The sequence below is a fragment of the Bradyrhizobium lablabi genome (assembly GCF_018129385.1).
Lineage (GTDB): Bacteria > Pseudomonadota > Alphaproteobacteria > Rhizobiales > Xanthobacteraceae > Bradyrhizobium > Bradyrhizobium lablabi_C.
The window spans coordinates 105,733-121,717 of record NZ_JAFCLN010000008.1 but is presented as its reverse complement, the minus strand read 5'-3'; the positions used below and the strand labels follow the sequence as shown (position 1 = coordinate 121,717).

At 64.5% G+C, this 15,985-nt stretch carries 12 protein-coding genes and 1 riboswitch; of the genes, 4 read left to right on the top strand and 8 right to left on the bottom strand.

Features of this window, described 5'->3' with window-relative positions; all coding sequences use genetic code 11:
* Positions 1–21 precede the first annotated feature (21 nt).
* Positions 22–687 (top strand): glutathione S-transferase family protein, encoded by a 666-nt coding sequence (locus tag JQ628_RS17500; RefSeq protein WP_212224051.1) that lies wholly within the window; start codon positions 22–24, stop codon positions 685–687.
* 99 nt (positions 688–786) lie between these two features.
* Here JQ628_RS17500 and JQ628_RS17495 read toward each other — a convergent pair whose 3' ends face one another.
* The 3 genes from JQ628_RS17495 to ggt all read right to left on the bottom strand — a co-directional run bounded on the left by JQ628_RS17495 (position 787) and on the right by ggt (position 5,092).
* Entirely contained in the window at positions 787–2,187 is a 1,401-nt protein-coding gene (locus JQ628_RS17495) for a serine hydrolase domain-containing protein (RefSeq protein WP_349628078.1), read from the bottom strand.
* 121 nt (positions 2,188–2,308) lie between these two features.
* Positions 2,309–3,205 (bottom strand): SDR family oxidoreductase, encoded by an 897-nt coding sequence (locus tag JQ628_RS17490; protein WP_212224050.1) that lies wholly within the window; start codon positions 3,203–3,205, stop codon positions 2,309–2,311.
* 150 nt (positions 3,206–3,355) lie between these two features.
* On the bottom strand, positions 3,356–5,092 hold the full coding sequence (ggt, locus tag JQ628_RS17485; RefSeq protein WP_249128025.1) for a gamma-glutamyltransferase: 1,737 nt from the start codon (positions 5,090–5,092) through the stop codon (positions 3,356–3,358).
* Between the two features lie 127 nt (positions 5,093–5,219).
* On the opposite strand from ggt, the gene JQ628_RS17480 reads away from it, so the two are divergent.
* Entirely contained in the window at positions 5,220–6,608 is a 1,389-nt protein-coding gene (locus tag JQ628_RS17480; protein WP_212224048.1) for an MFS transporter, read from the top strand.
* Between the two features lie 162 nt (positions 6,609–6,770).
* On the opposite strand, the gene purH is transcribed toward JQ628_RS17480, so the two are convergent.
* From purH to JQ628_RS17465, 3 genes are all read right to left on the bottom strand, one after another.
* On the bottom strand, positions 6,771–8,363 hold the full coding sequence (gene purH / locus JQ628_RS17475) for a bifunctional phosphoribosylaminoimidazolecarboxamide formyltransferase/IMP cyclohydrolase (protein ID WP_212224046.1): 1,593 nt from the start codon (positions 8,361–8,363) through the stop codon (positions 6,771–6,773).
* Positions 8,364–8,389: 26 nt separating this feature from the next.
* A riboswitch (ZMP/ZTP riboswitch) is annotated at positions 8,390–8,469 on the bottom strand.
* A gap of 216 nt (positions 8,470–8,685) precedes the next feature.
* Complete coding sequence (locus JQ628_RS17470; protein WP_212224232.1) at positions 8,686–10,401, bottom strand: heparinase II/III family protein; 1,716 nt, start codon at positions 10,399–10,401, stop codon at positions 8,686–8,688.
* 154 nt (positions 10,402–10,555) lie between these two features.
* A complete protein-coding gene (locus tag JQ628_RS17465; protein WP_212224045.1) occupies positions 10,556–11,899 on the bottom strand; it encodes an RsmB/NOP family class I SAM-dependent RNA methyltransferase in 1,344 nt (447 codons plus the stop codon).
* A gap of 197 nt (positions 11,900–12,096) precedes the next feature.
* Between JQ628_RS17465 and JQ628_RS17460 the strand changes: the two genes are divergently transcribed.
* Positions 12,097–12,297: a DUF1674 domain-containing protein gene (locus JQ628_RS17460; RefSeq protein WP_212224044.1), complete on the top strand. Its 201-nt coding sequence runs from the start codon at positions 12,097–12,099 to the stop codon at positions 12,295–12,297.
* Between the two features lie 125 nt (positions 12,298–12,422).
* Positions 12,423–12,920, top strand: a complete 498-nt coding sequence (locus JQ628_RS17455; protein ID WP_433996142.1) for a thermonuclease family protein — start codon at positions 12,423–12,425, stop codon at positions 12,918–12,920.
* A gap of 54 nt (positions 12,921–12,974) precedes the next feature.
* On the opposite strand, the gene JQ628_RS17450 is transcribed toward JQ628_RS17455, so the two are convergent.
* Together JQ628_RS17450 and acs are read right to left on the bottom strand one after the other, a co-directional pair.
* A complete protein-coding gene (locus JQ628_RS17450) occupies positions 12,975–13,487 on the bottom strand; it encodes a L,D-transpeptidase (protein ID WP_212224042.1) in 513 nt (170 codons plus the stop codon).
* A gap of 315 nt (positions 13,488–13,802) precedes the next feature.
* Positions 13,803–15,755: an acetate--CoA ligase gene (gene acs, locus JQ628_RS17445; protein ID WP_212224041.1), complete on the bottom strand. Its 1,953-nt coding sequence runs from the start codon at positions 15,753–15,755 to the stop codon at positions 13,803–13,805.
* Positions 15,756–15,985: the final 230 nt, after the last annotated feature.

Here is a 15,985-nt window from a genome sequence, read left to right as displayed (position 1 = left end):
AATTCGTGGAGGGGGACGCTCATGCTGACGGTTCATCATCTCAACAACTCGCGCTCGCAGCGGGTGCTGTGGCTGCTCGAGGAGTTGGGCGTGCCGTACGAGATCGTGCGCTATCAGCGTCAGCCGGACATGCGCGCGCCGAGGGAGCTGCGCGCGATCCATCCGCTCGGTAAATCGCCTGTTGTCACCGACAACGGCAACACCATCGCCGAGTCGGGCGCGATCGCCGAATACCTTATCGCGACCTACGGCAACGGCCGTCTGGTCCCGCCGCCCAACACGCCGGAACGGCTGCGCTATACCTATTGGCTGCACTACGCCGAAGGCTCGGCGATGTCGCCGCTGCTGCTAAAATTGCTGTTCACGCTGATGCCGAAGCGCGCGCCGGCTTTGCTGCGGCCGCTGGTGCGCAAGGTGTCGAACCAGGCGCTGACCACGCTGGTCAATCCGCAGCTCAAGCAGCACATGGATTATTGGGAAAGCGAGCTTGCGAAAAGCGAATGGTTCGCCGGTAATGAATTTTCTGCCGCCGACATCCAGATGAGCTTTCCGCTGGAAGCGGCTTCCGCGCGCGCAGGATTGGAGCAGGGGCATCCAAAGGCGATGGCGTGGCTGGAGAAGATTCATGCGCGGCCGGCCTACAAGCGGGCGCTGGAAAAGGGCGGGCCGTATGAGGTGGGAAGGTAGTCTCTACGTCATTGCGAGCGAAGCGAAGCAATCCATAGTACGGCACTGGGAAAGATGGATTGCTTCGTCGCTTCGCTCCTCGCAATGACGGCAGAGGGGTCAGTTCAATGCCCGATCGCGGCGATCACTTCTTTCACCAGCCGCGCGACGCCTCTGATGTCGCCGGTCGGCTCGACCGTATCGCCGAGGCGCACGACGACGAGCTTGTGCGACGGGACGATCACGATGCGCTGGCCCAGAAGGCCTGACGCGAAGAAGGGAGTCGCGGGGCATGCCTGATAGCACGCGTCCTTTCGCATCGGGATGATCGCTGCGGTTGGTGTAGAAGCCCGCGGCGTAGTCGGTGCCGAGGGTGGCGGCGGCGCAAAAGTCTACCCAATCCGGGTGCAGGACTTTCTTGCCGCCGACGACGCCGTCATTGGCATAGAGCACGCCGAGCTTGGCCCAGTCGCGCGCGCTGGCCAGCATGTAGTTGGCGCCTTGCAGCGTGCCGGCGCCGTCGAATTCCAGCGTGACGTTGCGCATGCCGAGCGGATTGAACAATTCGCGCCAGGCAAAGGCGAGCGTCTGCTCCGGCCCGCCGGTGAGGTCGCGAACGACGCGCGCCAGGATCTGCGTGGTCGCGCCGGAATAATGAAAGCGTGTGCCGAGCGGGGCGATCATTCTTGAATTGACCGCGTAGGCGGACAGATCATCCTCCAGATACATCTGGCTCGACCGGTCGAAGCCGGAATTGGTCTCGTCGAGATCGAGGCCTGTGGTCATGCGCATGAGATGTTCGATTTCGATCTCGCGGCGCGGATCGTCGATGTTGCGCCATTCCGGAATCGACGCCGGGATCGACGGCGAGGTCAGGCCGTGCTGGTTGAGCACGCCGATCAGCGCGTTGATGAGCGACTTTGTCATGGAGAAACCGGAGAGCTGTGTATCGATGCCGATGCCGGGCGCATAGCGTTCGGCAATCACCCTGCCGTCATGCACCACGACAACCGCCTTGGTGCGCCGGAACGGCGGCGCGGCCGATTCCTCGAAGGCATGGTCGAGCGCAGTTTTAAGCGCGGAATCGGCCGGCTCGACGACGGCAGGCCCGGCAATCTCGGGCAATAGCGGGGGCGTCTTCGGCACCTTCAATGCCTCGACGTCGTTCTTCAGGACATAGGGCTGTTTCGTTCCGTGCTGCTCGACGCAGCCGAGCCCGTCGTGGAATAAGGCGCGGTTTTTGTAGAAGCCGAGCACCGATGCTTCGACGGTCTTTGTCTTTCGGTCGATCTGGAAACTCAGTGCATGACGCAAGCGGCGGAAGCCGGGGCGCTCCAGCGTCGCTGCGAACACCTCCTGCGGATCGAGACCGGAGACGAACGTCTTGGAGCAGATGATATGCGCGAGGCCGCCGGTGCCGACACGGATGGCGCGGTCGGGGCGGAAATGGATGCTCAGCGCCGCGAGCGTTGCAAGGAACAGGGTAGTCGTCGCGGCGAAAATCCACTTCCAGGCAGTCACGCAGTTCTCCGGCGTTGCTTATTTGTTTGAGCGTGATCGCCGCGCAAACGCTTCGCGTTTGTCGCGAGGGAAAACCGGTGCCCACTTTGCGCTGACGCGGCCCTACGGGTCCGGATCACATCTAGCGCGACGTCTGCGCGGCGCCGACCGAGGGCAGGGGCTGCACGCTGACGCCGGGCGGTGGCACGTCATCGTCGGGTACGAAAAAGTCCGACATCAATGGCGCCGATTTGTCGACACGATAATGCTCGAAGTCGCGCACGCCGCTGGCGTAAAGCACCTTGTCGTCGATGCAGAAATTGCCGGTGAACTCGCGCGCGGGCCGCGTGAAGATCGCATGCGCGGCATCGCCCATGATCTCGGGCGTGCGGCTCATGCGCATCATGGCATCGCCGCCGAGGAGGTTGCCCACCGCGGCGGTCGCGATCGTGGTGCGCGGCCACAGCGCGTTGACGGCGACGCCCGCCGGTTTCAATTCGCCCGACAGGCCGAGCACGCACATGCTCATGCCGTATTTGGCCATGGTGTAGGCGGTCGAATGCTCGAACCATTTCTGCTTCATGTCGAGCGGCGGAGAGAGCATCAGGATGTGCGGATTGGCCGCCTTCTTCAGATGCGGGATGCAGTATTTCGACACCATGAAGGTGCCTCTGGTATTGATGCCCATCATCAGGTCGAACCGCTTCATGTCGGTGGCCTGCGAATTGGTGAGGCTGATGGCGCTGGCGTTGTTGACGCAGATGTCGATGCCGCCGAACTCGGTGACGGTCTTTTCGATCGCGTCCATCACCTGAGCTTCTTCGCGGATGTCGCAGACGATCGGCAGCGCCTTGCCGCCGGCGGCGCGGACGTCGTCGGCCGCGGTGTAGATGGTGCCCTTCAGCCGCGGATGCGGTTCGGCGGTTTTCGCGGCAATCGCGACATTGGCGCCGTCGCGCGCGGCGCGCAGCGCGATCGCCAGCCCAATGCCGCGGCTCGCGCCTGAGATGAACAGCGTTTTGCCTTTGAGGGATGACATGGGAGGGCTCCTTTGCGGTCGCATGCAAAGGCAATCTACGCCGACGCTGTAGGGTGGGCAAAGGCGCATTGCGCCGTGCCCACCAATCGTTCCGGATTGTGAATGGAACGGTGGGCACGCTGTCGCTTGGCCCGCTCTACGATTCCTGCGCTAATACCCTTCCGCCCAGGCGCCGCGGGTGCGCGGGTCGGGGGCCCCTTCCCAGCCATGCGGCGTGACGGCGATCGAATTGGCGGAGGTCTGGCCGAGCTGATCGACCACCTTGTGGCCCCTAGCCTTCAGCTCCGACAGCACCTCTTCCGGAAAACCGCGCTCGAAGCGGACATCCTCGGGCAGCCATTGATGGTGCATGCGAGGTGCGGCGACCGCGGCCGCGATGTCCATCCTGTAGTCGAGCGCGTTGACGATCACCTGCGTCACCGCTGAGATGATGCGGCTGCCGCCGGGCGAGCCCGTGACCAGCACAGGCTTGCCGTCCTTCAGCACGATGGTGGGCGACATCGACGACAGCGGCCGCTTGCCAGGACCCGGCAGATTGGCCTCGAAGCCGACCAGGCCGAAAGCGTTGGAGGCGCCGGGCGCCGCGGTGAAATCGTCGAGCTCGTTGTTGAGCAGCACGCCGGTGCCTTCGGCGACGAGGCCGACCCCATAGGGGAAATTCAGCGTGTAGGTGGTGCTGACCGCATTGCCCCTGGCATCGACCACCGAATAATGCGTGGTGTTGGAACCTTCGCGCGCCGGCGCTTTCGGCGCCGCATCGGCCCATGGCGTGGCGCGCGCCAGATCGATAGTGGCGCGCTGTTTGGCCGCGTAGTCCTTGGACAGCAGGATGTTGGTGGGCGCGTTGATGAAGGCGGGGTCGCCGAGGTAGCGGGCGCGGTCGGCATAGGCGCGCTTCATCGCCTCGATCATGACATGCAGCGAGGCGGCGGAGTTTTGCTTCATGTCGGCGAGCGCAAATCCTTCGAGGATGTTCAGGATCTCCACCAGCACGGTGCCGCCCGAGGAAGGCAGCGGCATTGCGACGATGTCGTAGCCGCGATAGGAGCCGCGCACCGGCGCGCGGATCACGGCCTGATATGATTTCAGATCGTCTGCCGTCATGATGCCGCCGGAATCGCGAACGGCCTTGGCGAGTTTTTCCGCAACCGGCCCCTCATAGAAGCCGCGCGGGCCCTGCTCGGCGACGGCGGTCAGCGTTGCCGCCAGATCGCTCTGGATCAGCCGGTCGCCCTCGTGGAGCGGGGTGCCGTCGGGGCGCGAAAACGATTTGGCTGAATTCGGCCAGCGAGCCATCCGCTGATACATAAAGGATAGTGTGTCGGCGGTGTCGTCGGTGACGACAAATCCGTCGCGGGCGAGGTCGATCGCGGGCTTGATGATTTGCGCGAGCGTAAAGTTGCCCGAGCCGAATTTTTCCAGCGCCAGCGCGAGTCCGGCGACGGTTCCGGGCACGCCGATGCCGAGTGCCGAATCGCGCGACTTTGCCGGATCGGGCTTGCCGTCGGGGCCGAGAAAAATGTCCTGCTTGGTCGCTGCCGGCGCGGTCTCGCGAAAGTCGATCGCGACGTCCTGGCCGCGCTCGGCGGAATGGATCACCATGAAACCGCCGCCGCCGATATTTCCGGCGCGCGGATAACTTACCGCCATCGCAAAGCCGACCGCGACCGCGGCGTCGACCGCGTTGCCGCCCTGGCGCAGCACGTCGGCGCCGATTTGCGTTGCCAGTCTTTCCTGCGCCACCACCATGCCGTTCTCGGCGGAGGTGCCGCGGACCGAATGAGCGGAGGCGGGTGGTGAATAGACGCGGCGCTCCTGCGCACTCGCAGGAGTCGTGAATGCGATGACAATCGCCGCAGCGGCGAAAATTTTCCGCCAGTTGGTCATTGGGGTCATCAAATGCCTGTCATGAGCGCCATGCGACAACGTGAAGCGTCATCGTATCCATGGATGCTATATGGGTTTCGGTGCGGCGGGCAAAACGCCTGTTTGTGATCTGGATGGGCGGCTTTTGATGACGGCGACGGTTTTGGCGGTAGATGGCATGGATGCAAAACCGGCCTATCCGCGCCGCTCCGCCGTCATTAGCTGGATTCTCTTCGACTGGGCCGCGCAACCCTATTTCACGCTGATCACGACCTTCGTGTTCGCGCCCTACTTTGCCAATTTCATCGCGCCGAACCCGGCGGCGGGGCAGGCGATGTGGGGATTTGCCGCCGCGGGCGCGGGGCTGACGATCGGCCTGCTGTCGCCGGTGCTTGGCGCGATCGCCGATGCCAGCGGCCGGCGCAAGCCGTGGATCGCTGGCTTCGGCGCGCTATTGGTGATCGGCGCGAGCGCGATGTGGATCGGCAAGCCCGGCGATCCCAGCGTGATCGTGCCGGTTCTGATCGCCTATGCGGTCGCCAGCGTCGGCGTTGAATTCGCGACCGTATTCAACAATGCGATGATGCCAACGCTGGTGCCGCCGGAACGGATCGGACGGTTGTCGGGAACCGGCTGGGCCACCGGCTATCTCGGCGGCATCGTGAGCCTGATCCTGGTGCTCGGCTTTCTCGCCGCGAGTCCGCAAACCGGCCGCACGCTGTTCGGACTGACGCCGCTGTTCGGGCTCGATCCCGTCACGCACCAGGGCGACCGCATCACCGGCCCGCTCACCGGCCTCTGGTTCATCATCTTCGTGCTGCCGATGTTCTTGCTGACGCCGGATTATCCGGCAAAACGTCCGGTGCGGGAGGCATTGCGCGCAGGTCTGCTCGAACTCAAGCAAACGCTCGCCGAATTGCCGAAGCAGAGATCGATGGCGATTTTTTTGCTCGCCAACATGATCTACACCGACGGCCTGGTCTCGCTGTTCGCCTTCGGCGGCATCTACGCCGCGACCACCTTCGGCTGGCACACCATCCAGATCGGCACGTTCGGCATCATCCTGGCAGTCGCCGGCGTGTTCGGCGCCTGGTTCGGCGGCAAGCTCGACGACATCTTTGGACCGAAACGCGTGATCGCGGGCAGCATGATCGTACTGCTGTCGGCTGTCGTCGCGATCCTGCTGGTCGACAAGGACTCGATCTTCTTCATCGAGGTCGCGCCGCCGGTTCCCGGCGGCGGCTTGTTCGCTTCCGCATCCGAGCGCGCCTATCTCGTGCTGGGATGCCTGATCGGCGCCGCTGGCGGGCCGCTACAGGCGGCCGCGCGCACGCTGCTGATCCGCCTCGCGCCAAGAGATCGCATCGCGCAATATTTTGGCCTGTTCGCGCTAACGGGGAAAGTCACCTCGTTCATCGGGCCGCTGCTGATCGGCGCGATCACCGCGGCGACGCAGAACCAGAAGGCGGGCATGGCCGTGCTGGTGCTGTTTTTCTCGGTCGGGATGGTGCTGCTGATGATGGTGCGGGAGAAATAGCCCTCCCGTCGTCCCGGCCAAGCGAAGCGCGAGCCGGGACCCATACGCCGCGGCCTTTGGTGGTTTGCACCCGCGTCAGCCGGCTTTTCCAACCGATAGCACAACGCGGTATGGGTCCCGGCGTTCGCCGGGACGACAGCGCGATGTGGGGATAGCGAGCGGCTAATGCCGGAAATGCCGCGTCCCCGTAAAGACCATGGCGATGCCGTGGTCGTCGGCGGCCTTGATCACTTCGTCGTCGCGCACGGAGCCGCCGGGCTGGATCACGGCGGTGGCGCCGGCTTCGATGCAGGCGAGCATGCCGTCGGCAAAGGGGAAGAACGCATCCGAGGCGACCACCGAGCCCTTGGTCAGCGGTTCGGCGAGCTTCAATTCCTTCGCCGCATCGAGCGCTTTTCGCGCGGCGATGCGGGCGGAATCGACGCGGCTCATTTGGCCGGCGCCGATGCCGACGGTCGCGAGATCCTTTGCATATATGATGGTGTTCGACTTCACGTGCTTTGCGACACGGAAGGCGAATTTGAGATCGCGCAATTCGGCGTCGGTCGGCGCGCGTTTGGTGACGACCTTCAAGGCCATGTCATCGACCACGGCGTTGTCGCGGCTCTGCACCAGAAGGCCGCCCGCCACGGTCTTGGCGGTCAGGCCCGCTGCGCGCGGATCGGGCAGGCCGCCGGCAAGCAAGAGCCGCAGGTTCTTCTTGGCGGCGACGATGGCGATGGCCTCGTCCGTCGCATCGGGCGCGATAATCACCTCGGTGAAGATCTCGGTGATGGCGCGCGCGGCGTCCGCATCGAGCTTGCGGTTGACCGCGACGATGCCGCCGAACGCCGAGGTGGAATCGCAGGCCAGCGCCTTGCGATAGGCGGACAGCAGATCGGCGCCTTCGGCGACGCCGCAGGGGTTGGCGTGCTTGACGATGACACAGGCGGCGGTGCGCGCGGTGTCGAACTCACCGATGCATTCATAGGCCGCATCGGTGTCGTTGATGTTGTTGTAGGACAGCTCCTTGCCCTGCACCTGCCGTGCGGTGGCGACGCCCGGACGCCAGTCCGGCGTCGCATAGAATGCGGCTTTCTGGTGCGGGTTCTCGCCGTAGCGCAGCGACTGGATCAGTTTTCCGCCGAAAGCGCGATAGTCCGGCGCGTCCGTCACATTCTGCGCGGCGAACCAGTTCGAGATCGCGGCATCATAGGCGGCGGTGCGGGCATAGGCTTTGGCGGCAAGGCGGCGGCGCAGGTAGAGCGTGGTGGCGCCGTTGTTGGCGGCGAGCTCGTCGAGCAGGACCTTGTAATCGCCGACATCGACGACAACAGCGACGTCATCATTGTTTTTCGCGGCGGCGCGGATCATCGCGGGACCGCCGATGTCGATGTTCTCGATGCACTCCGCAAAGTCCGCACCCTTGTCGACGGTCGCCTCGAACGGGTAGAGGTTGACCACCAGCAGATCGATCGGTGCGATGCCGTGCTTCTTCATCGCCGCGGCATGTTCCTTGTTGCCGCGGATCGCGAGCAGGCCGCCATGCACGTTCGGATGCAGCGTCTTGACCCGGCCATCCATCATCTCGGGAAAGCCGGTGAGCTCGGAGACGTCCTTCACCTTCAGGCCGGCGGCGGCGATCGCCTTCGCCGTGCCGCCGGTCGAGACCAGTTCGACGCCGCGCGCGGCCAGCGCGTTGGCGAATTCGATCAGTCCGGTCTTGTCGGAAACGGAGAGCAGGGCGCGGGAAACGCGGCGGGTGGTATCGGTCATGGGCAAGGTCCTCTTGTGAAAAGGGAAGCTTCTGCCCAGGCGCGCGGCGATTGCTCTTGCGCTTCCCGATGGTGCTCCATCCAAGTCGCCAGTCGCGCAAGCGCGGGCTGGTTAGCAGCTTTCGGCGCAGGTCTCAATGGGGATGGATAACGCTGTCCGCAGAAGAAGTTACAGCGGCAGTTCCGGCTCGGTACCATTTCTCGTCATTGCGAGGAGCGAAGCGACGAAGCAATCCAGCTTTCTTGCTGTAGCAAAGCTGGATTGCTTCGCGGAGCCTGTCATCGGGCGCGCATTCGCGCGACCCGTTGGCTCGCAATGACGGTCAGAGCGGCAGTTCCGGCTCGCGGCGGGCGTTGCGCCGCGCATTGGTCTGGGCGGCCGATGTGCTCGAGCGCACAAAACTCCAGCGGACCGAAGCGGCCTGGCGGGAGTCCTGGCGGATCACGATCTGGGCGGTGCGGCGCGGGCCGTCATTGCCGGCCAGGAACACGCTGTCCTCAAGATCGACCTTGTCGTCGAGCGCCTCGAAGGTCCAGACATCGCGGTTCGGCAGCACCAGCATGACGCCGCGCGCGTCGGAAAGCCGGCTGGCCTTCACCGACGGGTGCAGATGGAAACGCAGCGCGTAGTCGCTCTCATTGTTCTTGATGCGGCCGCCCGGCGCCGGCGACAGCGTGTCCTCGCCGTCGAGCCGCGAGCCGTCCGTCGCTGCCATCAGCACACGGCGGTGCACGACGCCGAAGCGGCCGAGATAGCCGTCGTGCGATGTCGTCAAAAGTTCGCCGTTCGGCACCACCTCGCGATAGCTCTCGACATTGACCGGGCCGGACACGATCGGCGCGCCCTGGAGCAGTTTCTTCATCGCCGACAATTCGACGAACTGGCAGGACGAGGTGTCGTGACAAACCAGCGTCGAATGCGCCGCGGTGCCGCGCGCAAAGGGGCGCCAGTTGTCGCGGCCGGTCGAGGGCATGCCGCAATTGATCACGATCCGGCTCGGACCGGAGGACAGCTCGAACGACAGGCAGCCGGCATGGGCGTCATGGCTGACACTCGGCGGCGGCGGCGGACCGGTGTCGACGATCAGCGTCATCGGCCCGGCATCGAGCCGCTGGAAACCGGTGTGCGGCATGTTCGACATCGGTACGCCGTGGGTGTCGTCATAGGCGAGCAGCGTTGCGACCAGATCGTTCGGCGCGTTGCTCATGCCGTTGAACAAGGCAAAGCTGCCATCGCCGTGACGGAAGAAACGCAGCATCGGCATCATGCGGTCGATCGCGTTGAGCAGCGCCGGCGGCGGGGCGATGTTGCGCGCCGCAAAAGTCTGCCGCAGCGGCAGCAAATCGCTGAGCAGTTCGACCAGCGCGCCTGGATTGCGCGAGATGTGGCCGCCGTCGGGCAGGATCTGCCGCTGCAATTCGTCGGACAGTTTCTTGGTGGCGCTGCGGATGTGTTTGGCCTGGTTGGCAAGGCAGAGCGAGGCGTAGCACAGCGCGATCAGCACCTGCATCCGCGGCACGCCGTCGGCGATGTCGAGCATGGCGTAGCGCAGATAACGGATCTCGCGGGTCAGGCCGCGCAGATAGCGCCGGTAGAATTTTCCGTCGGTGTCGCCGAGCACCAGCGGCGCCTGCGACAACAGCGAGATCACACGGCGCGCCATCACGTCGGCGCGGCGCTCCAGCGGCCGCTTGCGCGTCGGGTTGGAAAGCCAGTCGTCGACCAGCGAGCGGGCATTGGCGCGGGTCAGCGCGGTATCGGCGGCGCGCAGGTGCCGCAGCCAGCCGAAGCCGAGCAGCGCGACTTCCCAGTCTTCCGACGGCGGCTCGAGGTCGAAGATCGAGCGGCCGTGGCAGGTCACGATCTTGCCGGCGAACACGAAACGCCCGGCATAGATCTCGGCGGCGCGGGTGGCGTCCGCCGTGCGCAAATCGTGCGGCGCGATGATCAGCCGGTCGGTGCGGCCGGGCCACAGCCGCGACAACGCGACCGTGCTGCCGCTGGCGCGCGCCATCGCGCTCCGGGCAAAACGGCCCATGATCAGCGTCGAGATTCGTCTGCGTTGAGCGACCGACACGCCGTGCCTTGTGGGAGGGGGATTCTCGCGAATCCTTTTTATCCGGGAAAGCCTGCCAAGACACTATCTTGAAACCGCCCGAATCAGCCTGTCGGACCGGAAAATCGATGCAGAATCAGGATTTAACCAACCGGGCAGCATAGAAGCCGTCCAGCCCGCCGAGCCGCGGGTCATGGTGCGGGAGGTGGCAGGGTAGGGTACGCAAATCGCCGTCAGCGGTGATGATTTCGGCAAGGCCCGCGACCTCGTCCGGCTCGACGGCGATCCGCCGCATGCCTGATTCGGAAGCCAGCAGCGCAGCCACGGCGCGTTCGCCTTCCTCGGGCTCCAGCGAACAGGTGCAGTAGACCAGCGTACCGCCGGGCTTGAGCAGGCTGACCGCCTTTTGCAGGAGCCGCTTCTGCAAGGCGGCGAGCGGAACCATATCGGCCTCCTGCCGCAGCCATGCGACATCGGGATGCCTGCGGATGGTGCCGGTCGAGGTGCAGGGCGCGTCCACCAGGACACCATCGAACTCGCCATCGGACTTCCATTCGACGGCATCGGCCACGATCGCCTCGGCCCGTAGATTGAGCCGGGTGAGATTGTCGCGCAGCCGCGCCACCCGCGCCGGCGAGCGGTCGATCGCGGTGACGTGTGCGCCCGATTGCGCGAGCTGCGCGGTCTTGCCGCCCGGCGCGGCGCAGAGATCGGCGATGTGTTTTCCTTCGATCGCGCCGAACAGGCGCACGGGCAGCGCAGCCGCCGCGTCCTGCACCCACCATTGTCCGTCGGAAAAGCCCGGCAGCATCGTCACGGAACCCTGCAACAGCGTGCGCACGGTTCCAGTCGGCAGCGTCTCGCCGTGCAGGCGGCTCGCCCATTGCGCGGCGTCGGATTTCACCGTGAGATCGAGCGAGGGCTCGTGGCCGATCGCAATCGCCATCTGCTTTGCGGTGGTCTCGCCGTAATGCGCGGTCCAGCGCGCGAGCAGCCATGGCGGAACATCGAGCGCCTGGGTCTTGATGTCCTCGATCAGCGCCTGGCCCTCGCGCGCGCAGCGCCGCAGCACCGCGTTGACGAGGCCGGCATATTTTGCAGCGCGCCGGTCCGATTGCACCAGCCGAACCGAAAGATCGACAGCCGCGTGATCGGGAACATCCATCCAGAGGATTTGGGCCGCGCCGATCAGAAGCGCGCTCTGTGCGCGCGGCGCATCGGTTGGAATGCCGCGGTCGAGCAGGCGCGACAGCACATGCCCGAGCGTGCCGAGCCGTCGCAGGATCGTCGCCACCAGCCGTCGCATCAGCGCACGGTCGCGGTCAGAAAGGGTTTTCAGCGCCGGATGCGCGCCCGCGCCATCGAGCTGATCATCGAGCGTACGATGCTTGTGCAGCACGCCGTCCAGAATGTCGGCGGCGATCCGCCGTGCCGCAAGACCGGGCACTTCGGAAGGTACGGCAAATCGCTGCGGAGGCATGGCGCGGAAATGTTCTCTAGGCTGAGATGGGTATAATATCGGCTCATGCCATCGTCATGAAATGAACGTGTGGCATGGGAATATGCCAATTGTAAGAATCACTGACGCGGATTTCGCGATTGTGATTTCGCCGATATGGCTCGCGTTCGAGTACGGGCAATAATAGATACGGACCTACAATGGCAGGAGCTTTTGCGATGAGTGACGATCTGCCGAAACCTGCCGCGCGAAAACCGCTCACGCCGGCGGCGCAGCGTGCGCTTGCCGAAGCGGAAGAGCGCCGAAAACTCGCCGCGGCCAGTGCAAAGCCGATGGAGAAGGAATTTCAGGGGCCGAAGGGCCCGGAACCCACGCGCTACGGCGATTGGGAGAACAAAGGCATCGCATCGGACTTTTAGCGAAGCACGGACTCTTGCCGGGTTAGCCGACTCAGTTCAGCTTCCCGGAAATGTTATTTCAGCGATCAAACTCCTATCGGCCGCCGGTCGGGCGCACGAGCCGGCTTTCGTCGGTCTTGCCTTGGATTTTCGCGTTCGCGCTGCTGGCAGTCGGCGCATTGCCGATCCGGCAGTGGCTGCATTGGCCGCACTGGAACGACGGCCGATCGCAGGAATTTGAAACAATCTGGCGGCAGGCCGGCGATCTCGCCCGGCATCATCAGGCCGACGTGATCCGCACCATCGATGGCGACACGTTCGAGGCGCGGGTGCATCTCGCGTCCGGCCAGGACGTGATGACACGTGTCCGCCTGCGCGGCATCGATGCGCCGGAACTCAAGGGGGCTTGCCCCGAGGAATTGCGGATGGCGGAGACCGCGACCGGCGCCTTGCGCGATCTGCTCCGGCAGGGCGACGTTGCGATCTACAATATCGGCCCGGACAAATATCAGGGCCGCATCGTCGCCGATGTCGCCACCAAACGCACCGTCAATGTTTCAGCGGCGCTGATCGGCGCGGGCCATGTGCGCAGCTACAATGGCGGCCACCGCAATGGCTGGTGCGCCAACGCAGCGCGCCAGTAAAGAAAAAGCCGCGCGTATGCACGGCTCTCTCCGTCCTGAAACGATTTACAGAGATCAGCGGGTCACCACCACCGTCGTGCCGACCGATACGCGCTGGTAGAGGTCGGTGATGTCGTCGTTCAGCATGCGGATGCAGCCATAGGACACGAATCCGCCGACCGAGCCCGGCATGTTGGTGCCGTGGATGGCATATTCGCCGCCGGCGAGCGTCATTGCCGCCACGCCCATCGGATTCCTCGGCGAGCCGCCGGGAATCACGTCCGGCATGTTGGGCTTGTCGCGCTTGACCTCACTTGGCGGCGACCAGGCCGGATTGCGGTATTTGCCGTCAATGCGGGTGGTGCCCGCCCATTGCTTGCCGGCGCGGCCGACGCCGACCGGGTAGGAAACCGCCTTGCCCTGCTCGACGACGAGATAAAGCCGCCGCTCGTTGGTCTTCACCACAATCGTGCCCGGCGAATAATCGCCCCGGAACCCGACGATGTTGGGCGCCGCCTCGGCGGCCGACGACATCAAAATACCTGCCCCGATGGTGGCGGCGAGCGCCACCGCAATCCGCACCGACATCAAGCTCTCCACTTCCTCAGCCGCCCCTGGCGGGGCCCGCCCGGCCAATCGCGCCCGAAACACGCGTCTTGCCGGCCTCACGCACGCATTTTTAACCGCGCCCCTTCACCGGACGGTTTCCGCGCCGGCCACGGGGTGCGTTTCGATGAGGGGAAGAAATGAAAAGTTCGGATTAAAGTAAATGACTTGAAAACAACACTCGTCCCGAAAAAGACACAGTGCGGACACGGCTGCGTGAGGCGTATGAAAAGCCTTACAAAAAAGGCTCCGGCGCGCGCCGGAGCCTTTTGCTTTTGTGACTTTTAGGTGTCGGCTTTACGCCGCCGCGCCCTTCTTGTTCTGCCGGTTCTTGACGAGGTCGTCGACCACGGCGGGATCGGCCAGCGTCGAGGTGTCACCGAGGCTCGAGGGATCGTCCTCGGCGATCTTGCGAAGGATGCGGCGCATGATTTTACCGGAGCGCGTCTTGGGCAGACCGGGCGCGAACTGGATCAGGTCGGGCGAAGCGATCGGGCCGATGTCCTTGCGTACCCACGCCACCAGCTCCTTGCGCAAATCCTCGGTCGGCTGCGTGCCCGTCATCAGCGTGACATAGGCGTAGATGCCCTGACCCTTGATGTCGTGCGGATAGCCGACGACAGCGGCTTCCGACACGGCCTCATGCGCGACCAGCGAGCTTTCGACTTCGGCGGTGCCCATGCGATGGCCTGACACGTTAATGACGTCGTCGACGCGGCCGGTGATCCAGTAATAGCCGTCGGCGTCACGCCGGCAGCCGTCGCCGGTGAAGTATTTGCCCTTGTAGGTCGAAAAATACGTCTGCTCGAAACGGGCGTGATCGCCATAGACCGTGCGCATCTGGCCCGGCCACGAGCGCGTAAGGCAGAGATTGCCTGACGTTTCGCCCTCCAGCGTCTTGCCGTCGGCATCGACGATCTCGGGCACCACGCCGAAGAACGGCCGCGTGGCCGAACCCGGCTTGAGTTTGGTCGCGCCGGGCAGCGGCGTGATCAGAATGCCGCCGGTTTCGGTCTGCCACCAGGTGTCGACGATCGGGCAGCGGCTGTCGCCGACCACGCGGTAATACCACTCCCAGGCCTCCGGATTGATCGGCTCGCCGACCGAGCCGAGCAGCCGCAGCGAAGCGCGCGACGTCTTCGTCACCGGCTCGTCGCCGCCCTGCATCAGGGCGCGAATGGCGGTGGGTGCGGTGTAGAAGATGTTGACCTTGTGCTTGTCGATAACCTGCCAGAACCTGGAATTGTCCGGATAGTTCGGCACGCCCTCGAACATCAGCGTGGTCGCGCCGTTGGCGAGCGGCCCGTAGAGAATGTAGCTATGGCCGGTGACCCAGCCGACGTCGGCCGTGCACCAGTAGATATCTCCGTCGTGATAGTCGAACACGTATTGATGCGTGATCGAGGCGAACACGAGATAGCCGCCGGTGGTGTGCAGCACGCCCTTGGGCTGGCCGGTCGAGCCTGACGTGTAGAGGATGAACAGCGGATCCTCCGCATGCATGTGCTCGCACGGGCATTCCGTTGTCACCACCTTGGCGGCCTCGTGATACCAGACGTCGCGCGTCGGGTTCATGTCGACGGCCCCGCCGGTGCGCTTGACCACGACGACCCAGTCGACGCCGCCGGCCTTTGCGATCGCCGCATCGACGTTGGCCTTCAGCGGCACCTTGCGGCCGCCGCGCACGCCTTCGTCGGCGGTGATGATCACCTTGGACTGGCAGTCCGTGATGCGCTGGGCGAGGCTGTCGGGCGAGAAGCCGCCGAACACCACCGAATGGATGGCGCCGATGCGCGCGCAGGCCAGCATCGCGTAGGCGGCCTCCGGAATCATCGGCAAATAGATGGTGACACGGTCGCCCTTCTTGACGTTGCGGTTGCGCAGGATGTTGGCCATCCGGCAGACCTCGTCGTGGAGCTCGCGATAGGTGATGTGCCTGGACTGCGAGGGATCATCGCCTTCCCAGATGATCGCGGTCTGGTCGCCGCGCTTGGCGAGGTGACGGTCGATGCAATTCCAGGCGGCGTTCAGCACACCATCCTCGAACCATTTGATCGAGATGTTGCCCGGGGCAAAGGAGACGTTCTCGACCTTGTGGAAAGGCTTCATCCAGTCGATGCGCTTGGCCTGCTCGCCCCAGAAGCCGTTGGGGTCGGACACCGAGCGGGCATACATCTCGCGGTATTTGGCGTCATCGATCCATGCGCGCTTCGACCAATCCGCCGATACGTCGTAAATTTTCTCGGACATCGTCCCCTCCACACAACTCGCGGCCCGCCGTGCACAGAGATCGCCGGCCGTCTTCGATTGTTCCGGTGATTATCTTCGCCGGGCCGTGACGGGACAAGGCTCCACCGCCTCCAACCTTGGTCGGCTGAGGCCTAAAGCAGTCCCCGCCGCTGGCGGAAGCGATCACGATCGCGTTTTGCCGCAGTCCAAAATCAACGTTATCGGACGAATGGGACCTATGACCGGTATCT

What these genes read in the sequence shown, in the direction of transcription:
- JQ628_RS17470 (WP_212224232.1), bottom strand. Translation starts at nt 10,401, where the DNA reads ATGGGCCGTTTTGCCCGGAGCGCGATGGCGCGCGCCAGCGGCAGCACG.
- JQ628_RS17490 (WP_212224050.1), bottom strand. Translation starts at nt 3,205, where the DNA reads ATGTCATCCCTCAAAGGCAAAACGCTGTTCATCTCAGGCGCGAGCCGC.
- acs (WP_212224041.1), bottom strand. Translation starts at nt 15,755, where the DNA reads ATGTCCGAGAAAATTTACGACGTATCGGCGGATTGGTCGAAGCGCGCA.
- ggt (WP_249128025.1), bottom strand. Translation starts at nt 5,092, where the DNA reads ATGACCAACTGGCGGAAAATTTTCGCCGCTGCGGCGATTGTCATCGCA.
- purH (WP_212224046.1), bottom strand. Translation starts at nt 8,363, where the DNA reads ATGACCGATACCACCCGCCGCGTTTCCCGCGCCCTGCTCTCCGTTTCC.
- JQ628_RS17480 (WP_212224048.1), top strand. Translation starts at nt 5,220, where the DNA reads ATGACGGCGACGGTTTTGGCGGTAGATGGCATGGATGCAAAACCGGCC.
- JQ628_RS17450 (WP_212224042.1), bottom strand. Translation starts at nt 13,487, where the DNA reads ATGTCGGTGCGGATTGCGGTGGCGCTCGCCGCCACCATCGGGGCAGGT.
- JQ628_RS17460 (WP_212224044.1), top strand. Translation starts at nt 12,097, where the DNA reads ATGAGTGACGATCTGCCGAAACCTGCCGCGCGAAAACCGCTCACGCCG.
- JQ628_RS17465 (WP_212224045.1), bottom strand. Translation starts at nt 11,899, where the DNA reads ATGCCTCCGCAGCGATTTGCCGTACCTTCCGAAGTGCCCGGTCTTGCG.
- JQ628_RS17500 (WP_212224051.1), top strand. Translation starts at nt 22, where the DNA reads ATGCTGACGGTTCATCATCTCAACAACTCGCGCTCGCAGCGGGTGCTG.